Annotated in this window: 23 protein-coding genes; 16 read left to right on the top strand and 7 right to left on the bottom strand. The window is 33.4% G+C overall.

The window, feature by feature from the left end:
* Window positions 1-28: 28 nt before the first annotated feature.
* Window positions 29-643 (bottom strand): hypothetical protein, encoded by a 615-nt coding sequence (locus SM124_RS11710; protein WP_322446704.1) that lies wholly within the window; start codon window positions 641-643, stop codon window positions 29-31.
* A gap of 168 nt (window positions 644-811) precedes the next feature.
* On the opposite strand from SM124_RS11710, the gene SM124_RS11705 reads away from it, so the two are divergent.
* From SM124_RS11705 to SM124_RS11690, 4 genes are all read left to right on the top strand, one after another.
* Window positions 812-1297, top strand: a complete 486-nt coding sequence (locus tag SM124_RS11705) for a YehS family protein (protein WP_322446703.1) — start codon at window positions 812-814, stop codon at window positions 1295-1297.
* Window positions 1298-1674: 377 nt separating this feature from the next.
* Complete coding sequence (locus SM124_RS11700) at window positions 1675-1989, top strand: hypothetical protein (RefSeq protein ID WP_322446702.1); 315 nt, start codon at window positions 1675-1677, stop codon at window positions 1987-1989.
* A gap of 45 nt (window positions 1990-2034) precedes the next feature.
* A complete protein-coding gene (locus SM124_RS11695) occupies window positions 2035-2727 on the top strand; it encodes a DUF6946 family protein (protein WP_322446701.1) in 693 nt (230 codons plus the stop codon).
* 59 nt (window positions 2728-2786) lie between these two features.
* Window positions 2787-3143, top strand: coding sequence for a hypothetical protein (locus tag SM124_RS11690; RefSeq protein ID WP_322446700.1), 357 nt, complete (start codon window positions 2787-2789; stop codon window positions 3141-3143).
* 97 nt (window positions 3144-3240) lie between these two features.
* Here the strand turns inward: SM124_RS11690 and SM124_RS11685 are convergent, their stop codons facing one another.
* Window positions 3241-3621, bottom strand: a complete 381-nt coding sequence (locus tag SM124_RS11685; RefSeq protein ID WP_322446699.1) for a hypothetical protein — start codon at window positions 3619-3621, stop codon at window positions 3241-3243.
* Window positions 3622-3821: 200 nt separating this feature from the next.
* On the opposite strand from SM124_RS11685, the gene SM124_RS11680 reads away from it, so the two are divergent.
* A complete protein-coding gene (locus SM124_RS11680; protein ID WP_322446698.1) occupies window positions 3822-5267 on the top strand; it encodes a J domain-containing protein in 1446 nt (481 codons plus the stop codon).
* A gap of 118 nt (window positions 5268-5385) precedes the next feature.
* On the top strand, window positions 5386-5733 hold the full coding sequence (locus tag SM124_RS11675; RefSeq protein ID WP_322446757.1) for a VOC family protein: 348 nt from the start codon (window positions 5386-5388) through the stop codon (window positions 5731-5733).
* Window positions 5734-5908: 175 nt separating this feature from the next.
* Here SM124_RS11675 and SM124_RS11670 read toward each other — a convergent pair whose 3' ends face one another.
* Window positions 5909-6562 (bottom strand): cysteine hydrolase family protein, encoded by a 654-nt coding sequence (locus SM124_RS11670; protein WP_322446697.1) that lies wholly within the window; start codon window positions 6560-6562, stop codon window positions 5909-5911.
* 49 nt (window positions 6563-6611) lie between these two features.
* Window positions 6612-7160 carry a helix-turn-helix domain-containing protein gene (locus tag SM124_RS11665; protein WP_322446696.1) on the bottom strand — a complete coding sequence of 183 codons (549 nt, stop codon included), beginning with the start codon at window positions 7158-7160 and terminating at the stop codon, window positions 6612-6614.
* A gap of 199 nt (window positions 7161-7359) precedes the next feature.
* Here SM124_RS11665 and SM124_RS11660 point away from each other — a divergent pair, with 199 nt between their 5' ends.
* The 4 genes from SM124_RS11660 (at window position 7360) to SM124_RS11645 (ending at window position 9636) form a co-directional block, all read left to right on the top strand.
* Window positions 7360-8130: a phosphotransferase family protein gene (locus SM124_RS11660; RefSeq protein WP_322446695.1), complete on the top strand. Its 771-nt coding sequence runs from the start codon at window positions 7360-7362 to the stop codon at window positions 8128-8130.
* Between the two features lie 126 nt (window positions 8131-8256).
* Window positions 8257-8610 carry a glyoxalase superfamily protein gene (locus tag SM124_RS11655; protein ID WP_322446694.1) on the top strand — a complete coding sequence of 118 codons (354 nt, stop codon included), beginning with the start codon at window positions 8257-8259 and terminating at the stop codon, window positions 8608-8610.
* A gap of 159 nt (window positions 8611-8769) precedes the next feature.
* Complete coding sequence (locus SM124_RS11650) at window positions 8770-9246, top strand: NUDIX hydrolase (RefSeq protein WP_322446693.1); 477 nt, start codon at window positions 8770-8772, stop codon at window positions 9244-9246.
* 159 nt (window positions 9247-9405) lie between these two features.
* Window positions 9406-9636 (top strand): hypothetical protein, encoded by a 231-nt coding sequence (locus tag SM124_RS11645; protein WP_322446692.1) that lies wholly within the window; start codon window positions 9406-9408, stop codon window positions 9634-9636.
* A 206-nt stretch (window positions 9637-9842) separates the two neighbouring features.
* On the opposite strand, the gene SM124_RS11640 is transcribed toward SM124_RS11645, so the two are convergent.
* Together SM124_RS11640 and SM124_RS11635 are read right to left on the bottom strand one after the other, a co-directional pair.
* A complete protein-coding gene (locus tag SM124_RS11640) occupies window positions 9843-10091 on the bottom strand; it encodes an NUDIX hydrolase (RefSeq protein WP_322446691.1) in 249 nt (82 codons plus the stop codon).
* Window positions 10092-10095: 4 nt separating this feature from the next.
* Window positions 10096-10332 carry an NUDIX domain-containing protein gene (locus tag SM124_RS11635; RefSeq protein WP_322446690.1) on the bottom strand — a complete coding sequence of 79 codons (237 nt, stop codon included), beginning with the start codon at window positions 10330-10332 and terminating at the stop codon, window positions 10096-10098.
* A 430-nt stretch (window positions 10333-10762) separates the two neighbouring features.
* Between SM124_RS11635 and SM124_RS11630 the strand changes: the two genes are divergently transcribed.
* Together SM124_RS11630 and SM124_RS11625 are read left to right on the top strand one after the other, a co-directional pair.
* On the top strand, window positions 10763-11356 hold the full coding sequence (locus SM124_RS11630) for a GNAT family N-acetyltransferase (RefSeq protein WP_322446756.1): 594 nt from the start codon (window positions 10763-10765) through the stop codon (window positions 11354-11356).
* A 462-nt stretch (window positions 11357-11818) separates the two neighbouring features.
* Window positions 11819-12478 (top strand): hypothetical protein, encoded by a 660-nt coding sequence (locus SM124_RS11625; RefSeq protein ID WP_322446689.1) that lies wholly within the window; start codon window positions 11819-11821, stop codon window positions 12476-12478.
* 229 nt (window positions 12479-12707) lie between these two features.
* Here SM124_RS11625 and SM124_RS11620 read toward each other — a convergent pair whose 3' ends face one another.
* Window positions 12708-13196: a DinB family protein gene (locus tag SM124_RS11620; protein ID WP_322446688.1), complete on the bottom strand. Its 489-nt coding sequence runs from the start codon at window positions 13194-13196 to the stop codon at window positions 12708-12710.
* A 157-nt stretch (window positions 13197-13353) separates the two neighbouring features.
* Here SM124_RS11620 and SM124_RS11615 point away from each other — a divergent pair, with 157 nt between their 5' ends.
* The 4 genes from SM124_RS11615 to SM124_RS11600 all read left to right on the top strand — a co-directional run bounded on the left by SM124_RS11615 (window position 13354) and on the right by SM124_RS11600 (window position 17745).
* A complete protein-coding gene (locus tag SM124_RS11615; RefSeq protein ID WP_322446687.1) occupies window positions 13354-14031 on the top strand; it encodes a hypothetical protein in 678 nt (225 codons plus the stop codon).
* Window positions 14032-14194: 163 nt separating this feature from the next.
* Window positions 14195-15736: a hypothetical protein gene (locus SM124_RS11610; RefSeq protein ID WP_322446686.1), complete on the top strand. Its 1542-nt coding sequence runs from the start codon at window positions 14195-14197 to the stop codon at window positions 15734-15736.
* Window positions 15737-15914: 178 nt separating this feature from the next.
* On the top strand, window positions 15915-16391 hold the full coding sequence (locus tag SM124_RS11605) for a GNAT family N-acetyltransferase (protein ID WP_322446685.1): 477 nt from the start codon (window positions 15915-15917) through the stop codon (window positions 16389-16391).
* Window positions 16392-17613: 1222 nt separating this feature from the next.
* Complete coding sequence (locus SM124_RS11600; protein WP_322446684.1) at window positions 17614-17745, top strand: hypothetical protein; 132 nt, start codon at window positions 17614-17616, stop codon at window positions 17743-17745.
* The last annotated feature ends 247 nt before the right edge of the window (window positions 17746-17992 follow it).

Genomic DNA, 17992 nt, shown 5'->3' with positions numbered 1-17992 from the left:
AACTACAACACCCACTAGCAAAATATTATTATTTCCTTTTATAGCGATATAGTAGAAATAATACTGCAAAACCTACAAAAATACTTCCAATAACATATAAATAGGGGAATGACTGATCATTTTGACTACCCTCCTGATTATTATTCTGACTATTATTCTGGGTCTCAGGTTTTGCATCCATTGTCTTTTCTGGATTTATTTTTAGAAAATCTTCGAAAAAAGTCCTTTTTTCATCATTAGGATGTTCCACTTTTCCATTCGCAAGTTGAATTATCCCGTTTGGACCGCCAACGGGTATGAGGAAATCAGCATCCTTCCCTTTTTCTAAAAAAAGAAGGAATACGCCACCTTCTTTTTGGAATTCATCTGCCCATCCTACATCATTATAATCAATGCCTGCTGTCAATTGTTCAGATAGATCTCCCTTGTAAAACTTTTCTACGTTGAAATCCAAACCTTGAAAAACAAATTTACCCGGCTTCGGTTTACCTGTAAAGTCATATTTACCCAGAACAATCACTTCCGCTCTATCAACCACCTCTTGTGGTTCTAAATCAACCCAGCTTGTAGCAGAAACGGTGGATATGATCATCATTGATAATAGGAAGCTGACCAATAAAGGAATGTAACCTGTTTTTTTCATCGTGTCTCCTCCTCTTTTTATGATTAGACGTTTAATAAAAAGAAAAGTTCCAAACTACTCTTCTTTAAGTAAAGAGATTCTTAGTAGAAAATATAAGGAATTAACGTTATAGTAAAAAGGTTATACTTGAAACAACTTGTCTAAGGTGTTATTTGAGGAGGATTACAGATGACAAACAACGATATATTAATTCGATTACGATATGCATTAAATTTAAAAAATGCAGAAATGGTGGAGATTTTTAAGCTTGGTGGTGTGGAAGTATCGCCTGTAGAATTACCGAAGATCCTTACTAAATATGATGAGGAAGACGATATTCCAGAGGAAGCCGTTTGCAGTCATAGCATGTTAGAGTCATTCTTTAATGGTTTGATTATTTTTAAAAGAGGAAGACAAGAGCCAAAACCAGGGCAGCCAGAAACACCGGCTCTGACAAACGAACATGTGAATAATCTCTTATTCAAGAAAGTGAAAATCGCCTTAAGCTTAACTAGTGACGATATTATGGATATTTTGGAAGCAGCAGGAGTTAGAATTGCAAAAGGTGAGCTTAGTGCCATCTTAAGAAAAGAAGGTCATAGTAATTACCGTGTGTGTGGGGACAAGTTTGCTCGGAATTTCTTGAAGGGATTGGCGAGTAAGTATAGAGGGTAAACAATAACCTATATGTTCGTGTTAAGGTCACTTTAGTTAGTGATCTTTTTTAATTTGGTTCCCTTACACTAGTTTCTTCATGATATTGTGGTGGATATGGTAAAATTTAGTTATATCTAAATGATGGAAGATTATATAATTTAGATGATGTTTTAATGGAATTGAACGCTATAAATCGTAGGGTAAATACTTGGGCATCAGTTTGGAAGGGTTGATATATATGGAACATAAAGTAAAGAGTGAGTTTGATAACTGGGTCAAATTTTTTGACGGTTTAGATGGGTGTTTTATTACGGACGTCAAACAAAAGGATGGCCGTGCCATGATTACCTGTCCTCATAGGGTCCCGTGGGCGAATGGGTTAAAGCCACAATTTAATGAAAGCGAAAATAAAAAAAATTGGTTATATTTTTCCTCAAAAAAATGGTGTGAAAGTAGCCATTGATTTTCCAGTGGGTAAACTAAAGGTGGATGAGGTTATTCCCATCATTAATTTAATTAATCAAATCACTCATATTCCAATGGAACAAAGAGCTCCAACTAAAGGTTCATGGTGGCGTTTCCGTTATTCAGATCAATTTGATTCAATTCATTTAACTCTACGCGAGCCACATTTAGGAACCATTGATTTTACTAGAAGAGAGATAAAAGAGTTTTTTCAAAGAATTATTTATTTAGCCAATCTGATATAAAAAGCAATCTATTAATATCCCAAAAGGGAGCCTAGGAGTGAAAAAATGGGAAAATTCTATGTGCCATCACACGGGACAATATCATGGAGGGAATTGCTTGCGGATCCTCAGAAACAATGGAAACAAGGGTATTCTGCTTATGAATTAGCTCATAGTTGGGAAGGGGCAAACAACCTCCCATCTAGTGTGGAAAAAGTATTTAAAAAGAGTATGAACCCACTGTTTAAAGAAGTAGAAGTGTTATATGGATTCCCTGAGTACAAAGTTCCTCTACCTGGAGGAAGTGCAAGCTCGCAAAATGATTTATATGTACTTGCAAAGGTCCAGAACAAACTATTAACCATTATGGTGGAAGGGAAAGTATCTGAACCTTTTGGTGAAACGGTAGGATCCTGGTTAGGGGACACTCCTAGTGAGGGTAAAAGAAAAAGATTGAAATACTTGCTAGACCTATTAGAGATAGACGAGAGAGAAGTATTAGATAAACGATATCAATTGATACATAGGACAGCATCTGCGCTGATAGAAGCTCTGAAAGTTAACGCCAATAACGCACTCATGCTCGTCCATTCTTTTAGTGAAACAGGAAAGTGGTTTGAAGATTATGCTGAGTTTGTTACACTTTTTCAATTGTCTCCTGAAAAGAATGCTATTGTTGGACCTGTGCAATTGAATGGGATAGACCTTTATTTTGGCTGGGTAACTGAGGCATCAACGGTAGAAGGAAAAACAGACTAAACACAATCATAGTCTTGCAGAATAGAAGGCATGAAAATTTATATGTACGGAGGTAAGCTATGCAAACGAAAGAAATCATAATAGAAGTAGATAAAATCACGTCAGGCAAGGTTAATATTATTTCTTTTACTCGAAAAGGGAAACAGATTGATCACCCCGTGTTGCCATTGAAGGAAAAATCCGATCATCCAAAATCACCTTATAACTATAAACATCACCTCGATTATGAGGACATTCAAAGAATTTCAACAAGATTCCCTGGGATTTATACGTGTGAATCAGGTGATGACAAAACCATTTGGAATACTCATATGTTGAAAGAGTTTAAGAAGTTAATTTGTGAGAATCAGTTAGATCGAATGGTAGAAAAAGATGGGATTACATATGAGCTTAAGCTGGTTTGGGTTGGGGAGTAGAAGGGGGTTCTTAGTTAAATACAAAAGGTCTATGCTATTAACAGCATAGGCTTTATCCTTTTGTTATAAAAAAACTGCCCATAAGGACAGAAAAGAGTTATCTCTTTAAATAGTATTCTTCAAATAAAATTTCCCCGGATTTTTGTATCATTGCTGCATATGATTCTAGATTGTTCGGGTTTTGTCCTTTGAAGTAAAATTCTATGACAAGTCCTGTTAGGATACTTATGGAATCCTCTGTTGCTTGGATTGCCTCACGCGACCACCCAGAGGGATAGCGTTTTTGAACAAAATCATCTAACATTTCACTAAAGATTTGTATATATATGTTTTTCTTAACGGGTTGAGTGATATAGCTCTCTCTCATCCCACCTGCTATTACCTCCTCAAGTCCAGCTAGATATTGATTCACTACCTCATATTTTCCGGAATCCATCCCATTATATTTGTTTTTTAACAATAATTTAAATGTACCCATAAAAACCTCCATTTTTGTGTTTTGCTAGTAGCAATTTACTAGTTGTTTATGGGAAAATAATACTATAAATCAATTATAACGTCGACTAAACAAATACGTAACCATTTTTATTAAATGGGTTGTTTTAACGACCATTATTTTATTGAAAAAACATAGTGGTTTGGTTAGTTGGGAGATTATTAGAAAGGGAGTAAGAAGAAATGGAAGTATTGGCTTTTATCATCTTTGTTTTAATTATGTCTACGTTTGTATTTATCTCACAGCAGTCTAGAGCTAAACAAATAGAGAACATCGATAGTAAACTTCTGTTTAAAGAAATTGCACCTTTTGAAGATTTTATGGAAGGTAAAGAATTATTAAAAGGAAGCAATGTCATAGTAAAAGGTCCTCTAAGAGTTTACCCACAATTATTTGGAATTAACAATTTTCATGAGTTCTCTGTTGGAGTGCAGGAAATGAAACAAATAATCGTCACTAGTGGACGCCATCAAGCTACTATCTATTTAGGGCCATATAAATTCGTAGGAGAATTGCATGTAGGAATGACTGGCTTTGAACTAGACAGCTATGAATTAAAAAAGAAGAAAGGTACCATCGATATTTCTAAAGAATATAAAGAAATATTGAATGTACTGAATAGACTAGATGACCCGAATTTTGTACATACGTTAAGACAGCTATTGTTACATTGGGCTATTTTTGACCGTGTTCGGATCGAGGGACTTGAATTTTCAAATAAGCAAAATGGATATTTTATTGAAGGTGGAGTTGCTAAGTCTAGTCTTGAAAAAAAGCGAGCTAAACTATTAGAGAAGCATACAGAACACTTTTTTACTTATGAAAGTTATATGGAAGATTATGTATCACAAAGTACAGATAAAAAACTTAAATATGATTTACGTTTTGATAGGGAAGAGGTACTCGTTCCGGAACTAGGTATCATGCTTAAAGGTCCAATCTATATGTATACTAAGAAGTTTAATTTTACTGGCTTTGGAGCAGGTACTCTCATCATTAAAGAAAAATTAGATATCATAATTAAATTAGACCAACTTTCTGACCGAACCATTAAGGTAAAAGGCATTACAGTTAATAACCGAATCATCCCTATACCACAAGCGAATGGGCAGTATAGTTTGCCAAATACGATTTATTATCTTCTTAATGAATTAGATCATTTTCCATTAGATATACAGACTTTAAAAGAAGCTCTGTTTGAATTTTTATTTAGCATAGATTTATTTAATGAGGCTATTAATCGAGCTTTCATACGAGATGCCGATGTATATACTTTCGTTGTTAACGATGTTTACCTTATAGAATCGCAAATGCTAGAGTTATATGAGGAAATGTTTAAAAAAATACAACAAATTTTTATCGATTTAGATCGATTACATAGTAAAAGTGAACAAGGTCCAATGGGAAATAATCATAGTTCTACTAATGAAGACAGGATTGTTCAGTATTTAAGAATATTAGAGCTAGATCCTAATGTCCGAAATTTTACCATCATTAAGAGACAATATAAAAAACTAGCGAAAAAATATCACCCAGATTCAGCTGATGGAGACTCTGCGAAAATGTCAGAAATAAATGTAGCGTATGAAGCATTGGATTCAATCTTTAATGAGTATGCACATTCTTAAGGAAAATGGTTGCAATTGATAAGCTTAAACTAGTTTGGGTAGGGGAGTAGAATCGGTTATCTTGTTTTGTAGATTAATCAAAAAAGATAAAATGAGAGAAAGGAGCAACTTTACTATGATGATAAAAGGTTTCGGAGGAATATTCTGGAGGACAAAAAATCTCGATGCTACAAAAAAATGGTACAGGGAAGTATTGAAGATTGAATTTGAAAATTGGAATGGAACAATTATTAAACCTCATTCAGAAAATGAAACTATTTTTTCCTTCTTTACTGAAGAGGACCCTTACTTTCCAACAGAACAGCAAATGATGTTAAATTTCCAAGTTTATAATCTAAACGAGATGATTAAGCATCTTGAACAAATAGGCGTACCGCTAGTAAAGGGAAAAGAGATTAATGAATATGGTCAGTTTATTCATATTAAAGATCCTGAAGGTAGACTGATTGAGCTTTGGGAGAAATAGCGGGTTGTAGTCATTCATATTTTTATGATAGCCAGGGAGTTGTAGTTTCAGCTCCTTTTTTCTTGTTCCATTAAGAATTTAGTTCAATCTGAAACTAGCCATTAGGAGATTCATTGTCCAATATATGAGTAGAACAAACGTATCTAAGCTGATAGGAATGAATCTCCTCGATCTATTAGAAATTGATTGTTTGCGTTTGAATAAAATTCTTCATATTACTTATCTCGATCCCTTTAGACTGATATTTATTAAGCATGGTATTCAGCTTATCCCTTTTTACTGAAAATATAGAATCCTCCAAAATGATCACTCGATAACCCCTGTTTATGCCTCCCAAAGCTGTCTTGTATACACAAGCACTGGCATCAGCACCAACAATGTAAAGGGTACTGATTTCATTTTTTATGAGGTAATTTTCAAAAAGTTCCACAGAAAAAGCATCCGTGCGAAGCTTGCTAAAAATGTTATCCGATTGAATGGATAACTCATCATATAAGTCAGCTCCTTCACTATTTGCTTGATACATACCACCCGTGAGCAATGAATCTAAAGGGTGTCCTGTAAACTCTTGCTTCGTGTAAATGATCTCCATGTTAGTGTCATTGGCGTATTCGATAGCTTTGTTGATGTTAGCCATTAACGGTTCCGTGTTACCGTATAGGGGTATCCCCAGGGTATCATTTTGGATATCTAATACGAGAAGTGCGCTTTTAGGGCGGTAATATTTGGCGATTGACTCGCCTTTTGTTGCGCTCGACAAGTAGAACAATCGTAAGGCTATAATCCCAATACAAAGTCCCAATATTCCAATTACACTAATCATTAACATACGAATTTTCCTCCTTTTATTCTTTGTTTTCAAAACAATCACATCACATTTATTTATCATTTGGTGGTGTGATAATAGTTGCTAGAATACGCATATTTTGTTCCTTGATCGCTGTGTTTCTGGTTTGATAGGGAGCAATGATTTCTTTAAATTTATTTCCGATTTCTAACATTTCTTCACCTGTAGCATAGACAGGCACTGCGCTGAATCCTGACACATCCTTAGCAATATTTATAGACGGTTTTTCAGCGTAATTTTGAAACTCTTTCATCAATAACATGATGAAGTTCGTAAATAACTTAAAGTATGCTTCTCCATCGTTCTGCTCAATAATCGATTGGTTGACATTTAGAAAGCTCTTATTCAATGCATATACTTTCTCCGTTACAGCACGGACTTTGTTTTCTGCCACAATATCTAAAATCCCGCTATCTACCAATCGATTTAATGTACGATAAAGCGTTGCCTGTGGGATATCGTTTAATGATGATAGTAAATCCTTTGCTGTACATTCTCCTTCTTTCTGGATGGAAAGTATGATTTGACTTTTAACAGGGTTAACGATGCAATCCATTATTTCCTTCATGCTAACTTCCATTTTAATTATCACCTTCCAATACTATCTATATGATTATATTCTCACTTTGATAACGTATAAGTCAATAAGTTTTTCATCTAGACCATATTTTTCGATAGGAATAACGAAATTTGAAGTAAAATACTTTTTTAGAGGATAATTTTACAATTTAAGAGAATATTTTTATAAGATATTAAAAGGAACTGGAGACGAAGATGATATGAATCATAGCTTAAAAGAGAAAATTGAGAATGTAATAGGTTCCATACATAAGATGAACGTGCTAGATGAACAAGGCTGGACTTCTGAGGTTCGTAGAATTTTCACAGGGGATCGTTCTTTTTTACTTAAAAGTTCCTATAAAGAAAAATATCGAACATGGTTGAAGGCAGAGGCTCAGGTTTTAAAAAAGCTTAATAAGAATACGGTCATTTCCATTCCTGAATACGTTGGTTTTATTAAGGAACAGCATAGCGATCATCTAATCATGTCATTTGAGGATGGGATGTCCTTAACGGCAGCTTTAACAAAGGCATCTTCACTCACCGAAAAGAAATCGTTAATTAGAAGTTTTGGTCAATTCCTTCATCAATTTCATGAAAAGGAGCCCCTTGAAATTCTTGTAGGTGAAGGGGAGTGGTTAGAAGGTCAGCTTTTAAAAGCACAAAACTATGTTGAAAATGGACAAACTGACGGGGATTTAACATTATTAAACCATCTAAAGACTAAAAAGCCTACACCAGTCAAACAAACGATGATACATGGTGATTGTACAACGGATAATGTATTTGTGATTGATAGAGAAGTTCAACTATTTATTGATGTAGCTGGCATGACAGTAGGAGATCCTCGATATGATGAATCCCTAGCAATAAGGAAATTTTGGAATAACCCTGAATATTTAACTGCCTTTTATGAGGGTTATACTCGATATAGAGTGACAAAGGAAGAATTTCATTATTTCAATGAGGGACTTTATGAATTTTTCTAGTCAATTATATGGTGCTTTACGTTAGTCACACAAAGGTTCTCACATACCCTAACTAATGAAGTGGTAGTTGATAAACAGAGGGAGTTAAATAACTCTAATCCAAATGTGTACAGGAGTGATGTTTTAATGATTACACCCATTTTTCGAATTTTTGATCTGGAGAAAACTCTATCGTTTTACATTAAATACTTAGGCTTTAACATTGATTGGAAACATCAATATGCAGAAAATATGCCTTTGTATTTTCAAGTTTCTTTACATGATGCTATTTTACATTTATCCGAACATCATGGTGATTCATCTCCAGGCAGTGCAATTCGGATTAAAATAAAGGATTTGAAAAGTTTTCATTCATCTTTATTAAAAAAGGAATATCCCTATTCTAATCCAGCAATAGAAAAAACACCTTGGGATACTATTGAATTAACAGTAGTTGACCCTTTCTCGAACCGAATCACATTTTACGAAGAAATTGGTTAGTATTAGACAGTTTTACAATATTTGTGAAGTTATGTACATAAAGTAGGGTACAAGAATTGAAGATTAATTGGGTAGGTCATCTCTTTTTTCTATTCAACTAACGGAGCAGTTTAATAAGAGAAAATCGAGGACTACATTACAATAAAGAGGTGTACTGAATTGAGTAATAACTATTACGAAGTTCCAATTAGATGTACAGGTGTTGCAATTGTTCTAATGAAAAAAATAGAAAATGAATACAAAGTTTTACTCTTAAAAAGAGCTACTTCAATACTAAAAGATGTTTGGTGTTATATCGGAGGAAGTATTGAAGGTGGCGAAAAGGCTTGGGAATCTGCTTTAAGAGAAGTTAGAGAAGAAACAGGAATTTCAAATATATCATTATACACATCCAATAAGTTTGACCAAATATATTCACCAGAAGAAAATTACATTTATGTCGCTCCAGTATTTGTTGGCTTTGTTGAAGAGAAACAAGAGGTAACATTAAACCATGAACATAGCGAATTTAAATGGCTATCATTTAGTGAAGCCATAGACACGGTTACATTACCTGGCAATGATGAAGTGCTTATGTCAATTGAAAAACACTTTGCAATTAGAAAGCCTTCTGAATATTTGCGGATTGAAAATTAAATTTATTCCCCCACTAACGGGAGCAAATGCTTAACAAGGGCATTAGCTTCTTTCAATATGGGAAAGTATTACACGACATAAATAAAATTACATGGAGGACTAGCTATGTGGGTAGTATAAGGGGTTATTGCAATAGTAGTAACTTTTATAAATCTTTATATGTATACAGTAGGAAAGGATTATAAGCTTGCTATGGCGTTGGGATTATCATTTACAGCATTAACACTCTGTGCAGAATACAGTCTTGTATCGGATTGGGTAGAAGTGGAGGATTGGGCAGCTTTAGAGGATGTAGTACCTGGTACGGAAAGGGCATTATGGTTTTTGACAATTGTTTCTATCTTACTAAATATAGCGCCTATACTTCTAGAACGAAAAAGAAAGAAATAATGACTTAAAGTCACATCAATTTAAATTATGCACTTTATGTGTAAATCTATGTAAAACTAACGGTACAGGTTATTTGAATAAGAAAAAGCCAAATTTTTTAGTATAATCATACAAAAACAGTTTCGTTATTTAAAAACGAAACTGTTATTAGGATTGCTTGTATCTGCTTGTTCCATTAAAGCACCCTTTGTTTAACAACGAGAAAACTACTTCGATATACCTGTTTGGTTTTTAATTATGAATTCAGGGTTCGTTACATAATCTATGTAATTTACTACTCCGTTAAACTCCAAATAAGTTTGATAGCGAGTGCGAATAGCTGGATGTGTGATAAAATCAAGAACTTTATCTTTCGCTACCCAACGGCTATCGGTTGTTTCTTCGGAAACAGCTAACTCTCCACCAACAGGTTTACATACGAAATCAAATATAACTTGTGTAGGAACATTTGTCACACCATCATACCCATTTAAAAATACCTGTATTAGAATAGATACCAATTAAGTAGTTAATAGCAGTGTCAATCCCGCTTTCCTCTTTGATTTCACGTACCAAAGCATCCATCAAGTTTTCACCAACTTCCACTTGTCCGCCAGGGTAAACCCAACCACCATCACGAGTTTTTACTAAAAGGATATTTCCTTCACCATCTTCAACAAAACCACCTGCGGATACAATGTGCGTAGGAAATGGCATATTTTAACCTCCTTGTACAGCAACGTTTAAAAGCTATTCACCAACTTTATTACACTTTTCTGCCTTTAATTGAATAACATCTGTATCTATATTTTAACATAAAATCCCATTTAGCTTATAATCATTATTTGAAAACCACAATATTTTAGAAAACAGGCTTTCTGAAAAAAAATACCTATTCCTTTTTCAGACTTTTGTGTATAATTACTTTGTTAGGAAATTTTAGGAAATGAAGGAGGGGATTTAGATGAAAATGATTAATAAAATATCCCAAATTTTTACGATGGTTTCTTCCCCCTCATTGAGTGAGTAAATTATTTTTTATATTAATTTTCTAAACAAGACCTTCGTTAATTTGCGGAGGTCTTTTTATATGAAATGGCAAGTATCCTTCCTAACAGAATAAACAACTTTTACCATTAAGGAGAATATAAATATGGAAATTAGAAGATATAGACTAGAAGATGAAATGGGTTGGGTACGCTGTAGAATACTTTCCTTTTTAGATACTGCGTATTTTGATCATGTGCTAAAGGAAAAAGAAAAATATGAAAATCCATCTATTGAGTTAGTAGCAGTGATTGATCATCAAATTGTTGGATTATTAGATATTGAGTATGAGATCCAAGAAGGTACAGTTTGTTCTAGAGGAGAAGGTATTGGTGGAATGATGTGGCATCTAGCAGTCCATCCAGATTTTCGTAGAAGAGCAATTGGTAAGAAACTACTAATAGAAGCTGAGAAAATATCTAAAGAGATTGGATTGAACCGTATTGAGGCATGGACAAGGGACGATGAATGGGTAAATAAATGGTACGAGAATAACCAGTTTGAAAAGGTAGAATCGTATGTACATGTATTTATTGATGATGGAGAAGAATTAAAGGGAGTTTTAAAAACTGAAATCCCAAAGTTGTATCCCGTTCAAGCCTTTGCCCATTATGTTGGTGATGATAAAGATGGAATGAAACAAAAGTTTAAACGAGTTCATGAATGTTTCTGTTTTGAAAAACAGCTAGTTTAGCTTCTTAAACAAGGGAGCCTAAAGTCTTTTTAGAAGATATTTATACTGCTGCAGTAAAGATTGAAACATATACAGCTGGATGAAGAAGAAAGCGCCTAATCATTAGTCTAAGTAGATCAGATTATGTGGAGAAGCATTAGAAAAAACATAGGTAAACGAGTATGAAATCGCAAAGGTTTTATACTCGTTTTTTAATTTAATATATAAGGGCTTAAGTCTCACTTGTAAGTGTATTGACATTCAAATTAGCATAGAGTTTAACAGAATGACAACGATTGTCACTCAATTATTTCATATGAATTTTCCGTTGATATTTATAGTGTTAATATAAAAGCCTTTACAAAGGAGAAAGGTAATTTATGTTAAAATATATAAAGGATGGATGAATAGTCTTTATTCAATTAAAGGAAGTTTGAAGACGAAAGCGGAATCTTTTCAAGTATGCAAAGGGGGCATATATGAATGCTGAGCATGATTAAAAAGTTCATTCTCGATAAAACCCAACTCTTAAAAATAGAAGAGTTAAATTTGCCTGAGGAAGCGATTAATGAGTTTGATGAAATGTATCAAAAATACATAGAAGCAGGGGACGGCAATTATATTCCTTTTTATAGTAAATACCCATTATTTTTATTTTTGAACTATGTTATTGAGAATAAAAATGTATTAGTGCACGGCTCTAATAATTCTTTAATAAATGAATTTGAACCAAGAAATAGTTCGCTCTTCAATGGTAAACCTATCAAAGCTGTTTTTGCCTCAACTGACGGTGTATGGTCGTTATTTTTTTCCGTAAAAAATAGGAAAGGATATGTAGGTTCCATAAGAAACCTTTGTTTAACTGTACCAACTAACAAAGGAATTAAACGTTATTATTATTTTTCTATAAATAATGATGATGTAGGAAGTCCTTGGACAGACGGTACCATTTATTTCTTTTCAAAGCATCTTTTTAGACAAGGTGGTATTAGGGATGAGTGGGTATCTGAAGATAAAGTAAGACCACTGGCAAAGTTATCAGTTACTCCAAATGATTTTCCTTTTTTGGATAAGGTAATCGTCCATAGAGAAACCGAATGGATGGGAAAAACAATTTTAAAAGCACTATTTATTAAGAAGTAACCATTAGATTAGTCCATTAAAGGGGGCTATGTTGGAATTTGCCTCGAAAAAAAGGGGGAGTGATTATGTGATTGAAATAATTTATGATGCCAATTCACTTGAAGGTTCTTGTTATATAGAAGTTCTCCCTAGTAAATATAAAGGTGAATGTTGGAATGCGAGCTTTGTATAACAAGATATTAAAATAAAGCTTTGGATACATAGTGATCTCCAAAGCTCTTTCATAAAATTATAATGTTGCTTTAACATTCTCAATTTTTAAGCCGAAAATTTGAGGAGGTTCAATTTTGTTTATTTGTAAATAAGTAGAGATTTGTCCACGATGATGGATTTCATGTTCTGGAATTGCCATAAGTATTCGCCAAGCACTAACTTCATGACCATGAAGGGTTAAAACTTTTTTGGCCAATACATCATTTCCAGCTTTTAATAGGCCCTCTGTCAGTTTAAACTGACATTCCTCTAAATAACCTGAAATATCCTCAATAGTTGCTCCCTTGCTTGTATCATGTCCAGTGTATGTCCAATAACCATGTTCAATTATACCTAGAAACATCAATCGAGATGATGCGATATGTCGCAATAAATCCCCTGTAGAAAATTTATCTTCTGAAGGCTTCCAATCTAGGAGTTCAATAGGGATTGTTTTCAAATATTGCATCGTTCGTTTATGAACCCCATCTAAATATTTTACATATTCTTTTATATCATGTATCATGTTTCACACTCCAATTTTCGGACTTTTATTACTTTATATTCTTAATTAGGTGGAAATAATCCTCTCACGATACCATTAGCGAATTAATTTGTTATTCAACTAACGAAGAGATAGTTGAATACACTCGGTTGGGAACACTAAAATGAGGTGTTAACCAATGAAAATATTAATCGTTTCAATATTAGCTATTCTTTTTGTAGTTGCCCCTAATAAAGCAGAAGCAACAATTCCAGGATATACTGTGATAGCAAAATCTGATAAAGATAATATAACTATTTATGCCAAGAAAATGGATGGTTTATATTATGACTTTAAAATTGATTTTAAGGGGAAAGTTTTTTCAAGACCTTTTTGGATGAATGCTACCAATCCAACATATGCCCCGGAAATATATTACGAAGACATTAATAACGATGAAAAGAAAGAATTAATCATTATCTTGACGAAAGACTATGGTACTGGTGTCTTAGACCAAGAAGTTAGTGTATTCCATATTAATCATAAACGGTTTGGCGAAGTGCTTGTTGACCATCCAATGGCGATAGTAAATAAAAACATAAAAGCAAGCCTGACTCCTAGCAAAGCAGAGATTACCATCGGAAAGAAACAATATTTAATTAATGTTAAAGAATTAAAACTTCTTCCTGAAACGGTATTTGATGAAATTAACTTCGAGAGCATTATTAAGTATGAAGTGAAAAATAATAAACTTACTGCTACATTGCATCCCCAATTTTCTCCTGGGGCATTTGTTGGTAGCATTCTTATCACTTATGAATATCGCGATAAAATGTACCAAGCAAAATCAATTGAATTTCAACTAAAAGATTTTTAATCGGTGAACTTACTAATGATTTCCCTTTAGGACGGGCTGCTAAAATGGCAGCCTTTATCTTGTTGGACTAACGATGCAGGTTAGTTGAACTAAGGTTACTGATATTCAGGGTAAAATCAGGAAACAATAATCTTTAATATGAGCTAAACAAAGGGGATTATTGATGAAGGAAATCATATTATTCACCATATTAGTATCAGTTATTTTAAATCTCTCGTCAGTTCCTACTCACGCTGAAGAAAAATTAAATAAAGACCTAATGAAAATGATCAATGAGTTTCTTCCACCAAATTCAAAACTGGTAAGTCCCGAAGAACCTAAATCGACTAAACCATATCAGTTTTATGACTTTAACCAAGATGGACTAGAAGAGATTATTATTACTTTTGAAACTAAGGCAAAAGAACAACCAAATCCTTCACAATATGGCGTAATAGTATTAAGAAAACAAAATAAAAGATGGGAAAAGACTTGGGAGACCCAAACACAGGGGGTAGGATTAGATTATTCTGGTGTTGCTGATATTACTGGTGATGGTATTAAAGAGTATCTCTTTGGTGTCACAATTGGTGCTTCAGCAGGAAATAATCTAGAGATTTTTAAATGGAATCATAATTCTTTAAAGATGATAGCGGAAGTTCCGTATCATATGATGGAGCTATTAAGTAATCAGAGAGTTGGTATAGCTGTTTGGCAAAGGTACATTGCAGATACCTATTTTGTAGATGTTCTAAAGTGGTATGGACAAAAATTAGTTCTAGATAAAGATCTATACTCTAGTTACTATCCTGTAATTGAAAAATTTTATAACGAGAAAATATCAAAAATGAATGCGTGGTTCTATTGGTACACACTTGCAGATGCTCAAATAAAGGCAAATTTATTTGAAAAAGCTAGGGATTCTATACAGAAAGGAACTACATTAGCAAAGCAATTATCATTATCCGATGCAGTAGAAAACTTTAAAAAATTAAGTGATCAGCTGGAGAAACAAAGGGTTCCTTTTTTGGAACAATTAATGACGCACTCATTAAAGCATTATGAGGTTCAAAATATTAAAACTGAAAATGATTCTGGGCAACAGCGTATATTCAGTATCAACGATGGGTTTCAAGAACGTGTACTCAGAAAAGTGGTACACTGGCTTAATATTTCTAGCCAAGTGAATGGAACAACTGAGGTATCTTTAGAGAAACCATCCAATAAATTGACATTAAAAACAGTAAATGATGAAGTGATTACCATTGAACATGCTTATAAGTGTGTACTTGAAAACAAACGCAAAACCTGTACAGCTAAAGATGGGGAATTAATCATTTCGGAGAATAGCCATAAAGTGCAAATAAAGTCCCAATCCCTATATGATTGGCTCGTAGTAGGGTGGAGAAAAGAATTGAACGGACCTACCAAAGAAGAATTGCTTGAAGAAGCATTGTTTACTCGTTATTTAAATTATTTGGGTCCTTCTTATGATGACTTTTTTATGTGTCCAAAAATTAAGATTGAACCCATTGATGGGGATCCCAGGAGACATTTCATTTTTGCCAGTGCATTAAATTATGCAGGACACCACGGTGGAGATTTTGATAAACTTACTTTTTCTGTAAGGGATTCTAACCTAACAGGGTTACAAGTAACGAATGTAAAGATAGATAAACATATTTCGCAAGAAGAAACCCAAAAACAGTGCCAAAAGTTAGATTAAATATAGTTTTATACGACAGTGGTGTTTCTTCAAAATGAAAACAAGTTTGTGCAGGATTGTACTAACACTAACGGGTGCGTTGATCCAGGAAGGATTAACGCTATTTGTGTTGAATATAGCTAACACAATACAGTTTATCAGGTAAGATACTAAAGTTATGATTTTAGGAGATTGATATATGCCAATTGTTTTTAGAAAATCTATTTTAGATGATATCGAGGATTTACTTCCCATTCAAAGAGCTGCATTTCAGGAGGACTTGGAGAAGTATGAGGATTACGAAACCAATCCAGCTTGTGAAACCATTGAAAAATTGACGGAGAATATATTGAACTATCATCATTATACTATTTTAGAAGGTCGGGAAATTATAGGAGCGATTGATGTGAGGGGGAATAATGAACGTATGCATATTGATAAATTATTTATTAACCCATCTATTCAAAATAAAGGTTTAGGTACAGCTGCTATGAATTTTCTTGAGAAAGAATTTCCTAATGTAAAATTGTGGACCTTGTATACTCCTTTCCTAAGTTTTCGTAATCATCATTTTTATGAGAAGTTTGGATACAAAAAGACGAAAGAAGTTAAACTTACTTCCAAATTAATTCTTTTTAAATATGAGAAATCAACAGGATATATTTTTAATAATTAATTACCAAATCAATAAAAGATGAAATCAACTTTCTACATACGAAGAAAGTTGATTTCTTTATCTTATTTGAATTCCACTCATAGAAGCTTGTCAGCACATCCAAGAGGATAATTCTAAAGCAGCCGGCCAGTCCTTTTCCGTATCGTCACCGGCTCCAAAGGTCTACCCTCTATTCGAAGAAGGTTTTGAGCGAGTGCTATACCACCTCTTTTGTCACTCCATCAAAGTGAGGGGCTCTGAACAAAATACCTGGTAAAAACCTTAAAACAAAGCCTCTAAACCTAGAAGAGAGCCAACAAAACTATGGAATCAAACTTCCCTTTTTACACAAAGGGTGTATTCTTTTAGAAGAGATCGTCCCCTTTTCAAGGGAAGGTTAACGGAAAATGTTTGGTAATTATTTGAATATTCCCATAAAATAAGATGAAGGGGGAATATGAATAATGGAGAGGTTTGACTTCAGCCTTAACAATAAATACGTAAGACTGTGGTTTATCTGGATGCTTCCAATAATATTGCTTTCAGTAATATTATTTTTCCTTTTACCACTAAACTACCTTTGGATACCTTCCTATTTTCCGTTAATTGCTGTAATTATTTTTTCTGGTTGGGTGAAGTATGATAAGTACAAAAATAAAAAATAGTAATTATTCATTTCTATTGAAAAATAAACTATTAATATTACTAAGTATAATCTGTTTAAGTGGTTGTGTTAAAGAGACTGCAAATGTGTTTCCAAATAAGCTGGATATACCAGACAAAGGATTTTATACAGTATTTTTTATAAGCCAAGATAATCACTATACTGAAACGCTTCCCGACTTTCTTGACACAAAACCACCACATAAAATGCAAACGTTAAATCTTTACAATACTAAAGAATTCAATAGATTCTACAATAACCGATATAAGATCAATGTTTCCTCTTACTATATTTTTCTGGATTCAGAAGGAGAAATTTTTGAAACAGAACACACGAATGAGGCAAAGACATTTTTTATAAAAAATGTTTTATATTAAACTAAAATAATATTATTAGTGAGTAATCACGTATTGGCTCTTTTATCTACTTACTCAACTAGCGGGTGCTTTACTAAAAAGATGCAGGCATTGATCCAAGAAGGATTAGTGTCTTGTTTTATGGAAGTAAAGAATCAGGTTACTTAAGAGTATATTGGTTTTTATATGTTAATAGGTTAGTTAAGGTGAGAGGAGAAATAATATGGAGTTTATTATCACAATTAGTATTATTGCTTTAGTTGTTACAGGCATATCAATGGATATAAATATAAGAATAACAAGAGAGCAAAATAAAAAAATCATTGAATTACTAAAACAGTTGAACGAAAAGTAAAAGAACTTCACCTCAACTAACGGAGCAGGATTTGTATGAATTAGGGAGGGATATTAGTTGAGTGATAAACAATATAATTTAATCAAAGTTATATGCCTTATTGTAATTGCTTTTTCAAGTGTATTGATAGCTTTGGAACTTATGAGTATTAGTCAGATACTACACTCTATTGGACATTAAGAGTTAATCTTTTTTTCACTAACGGGGGTAAGAGGTGAAGATCAAACTGGATCAATAGCTCTTTTCT

Source organism: Robertmurraya mangrovi (genome assembly GCF_034427655.1).
GTDB classification, from domain to species: Bacteria; Bacillota; Bacilli; order Bacillales; family Cytobacillaceae; genus Robertmurraya_A; species Robertmurraya_A mangrovi.
The sequence above is the reverse complement of the archived record's forward strand: the minus strand, read 5'-3'. Positions and strand labels throughout refer to the sequence as shown.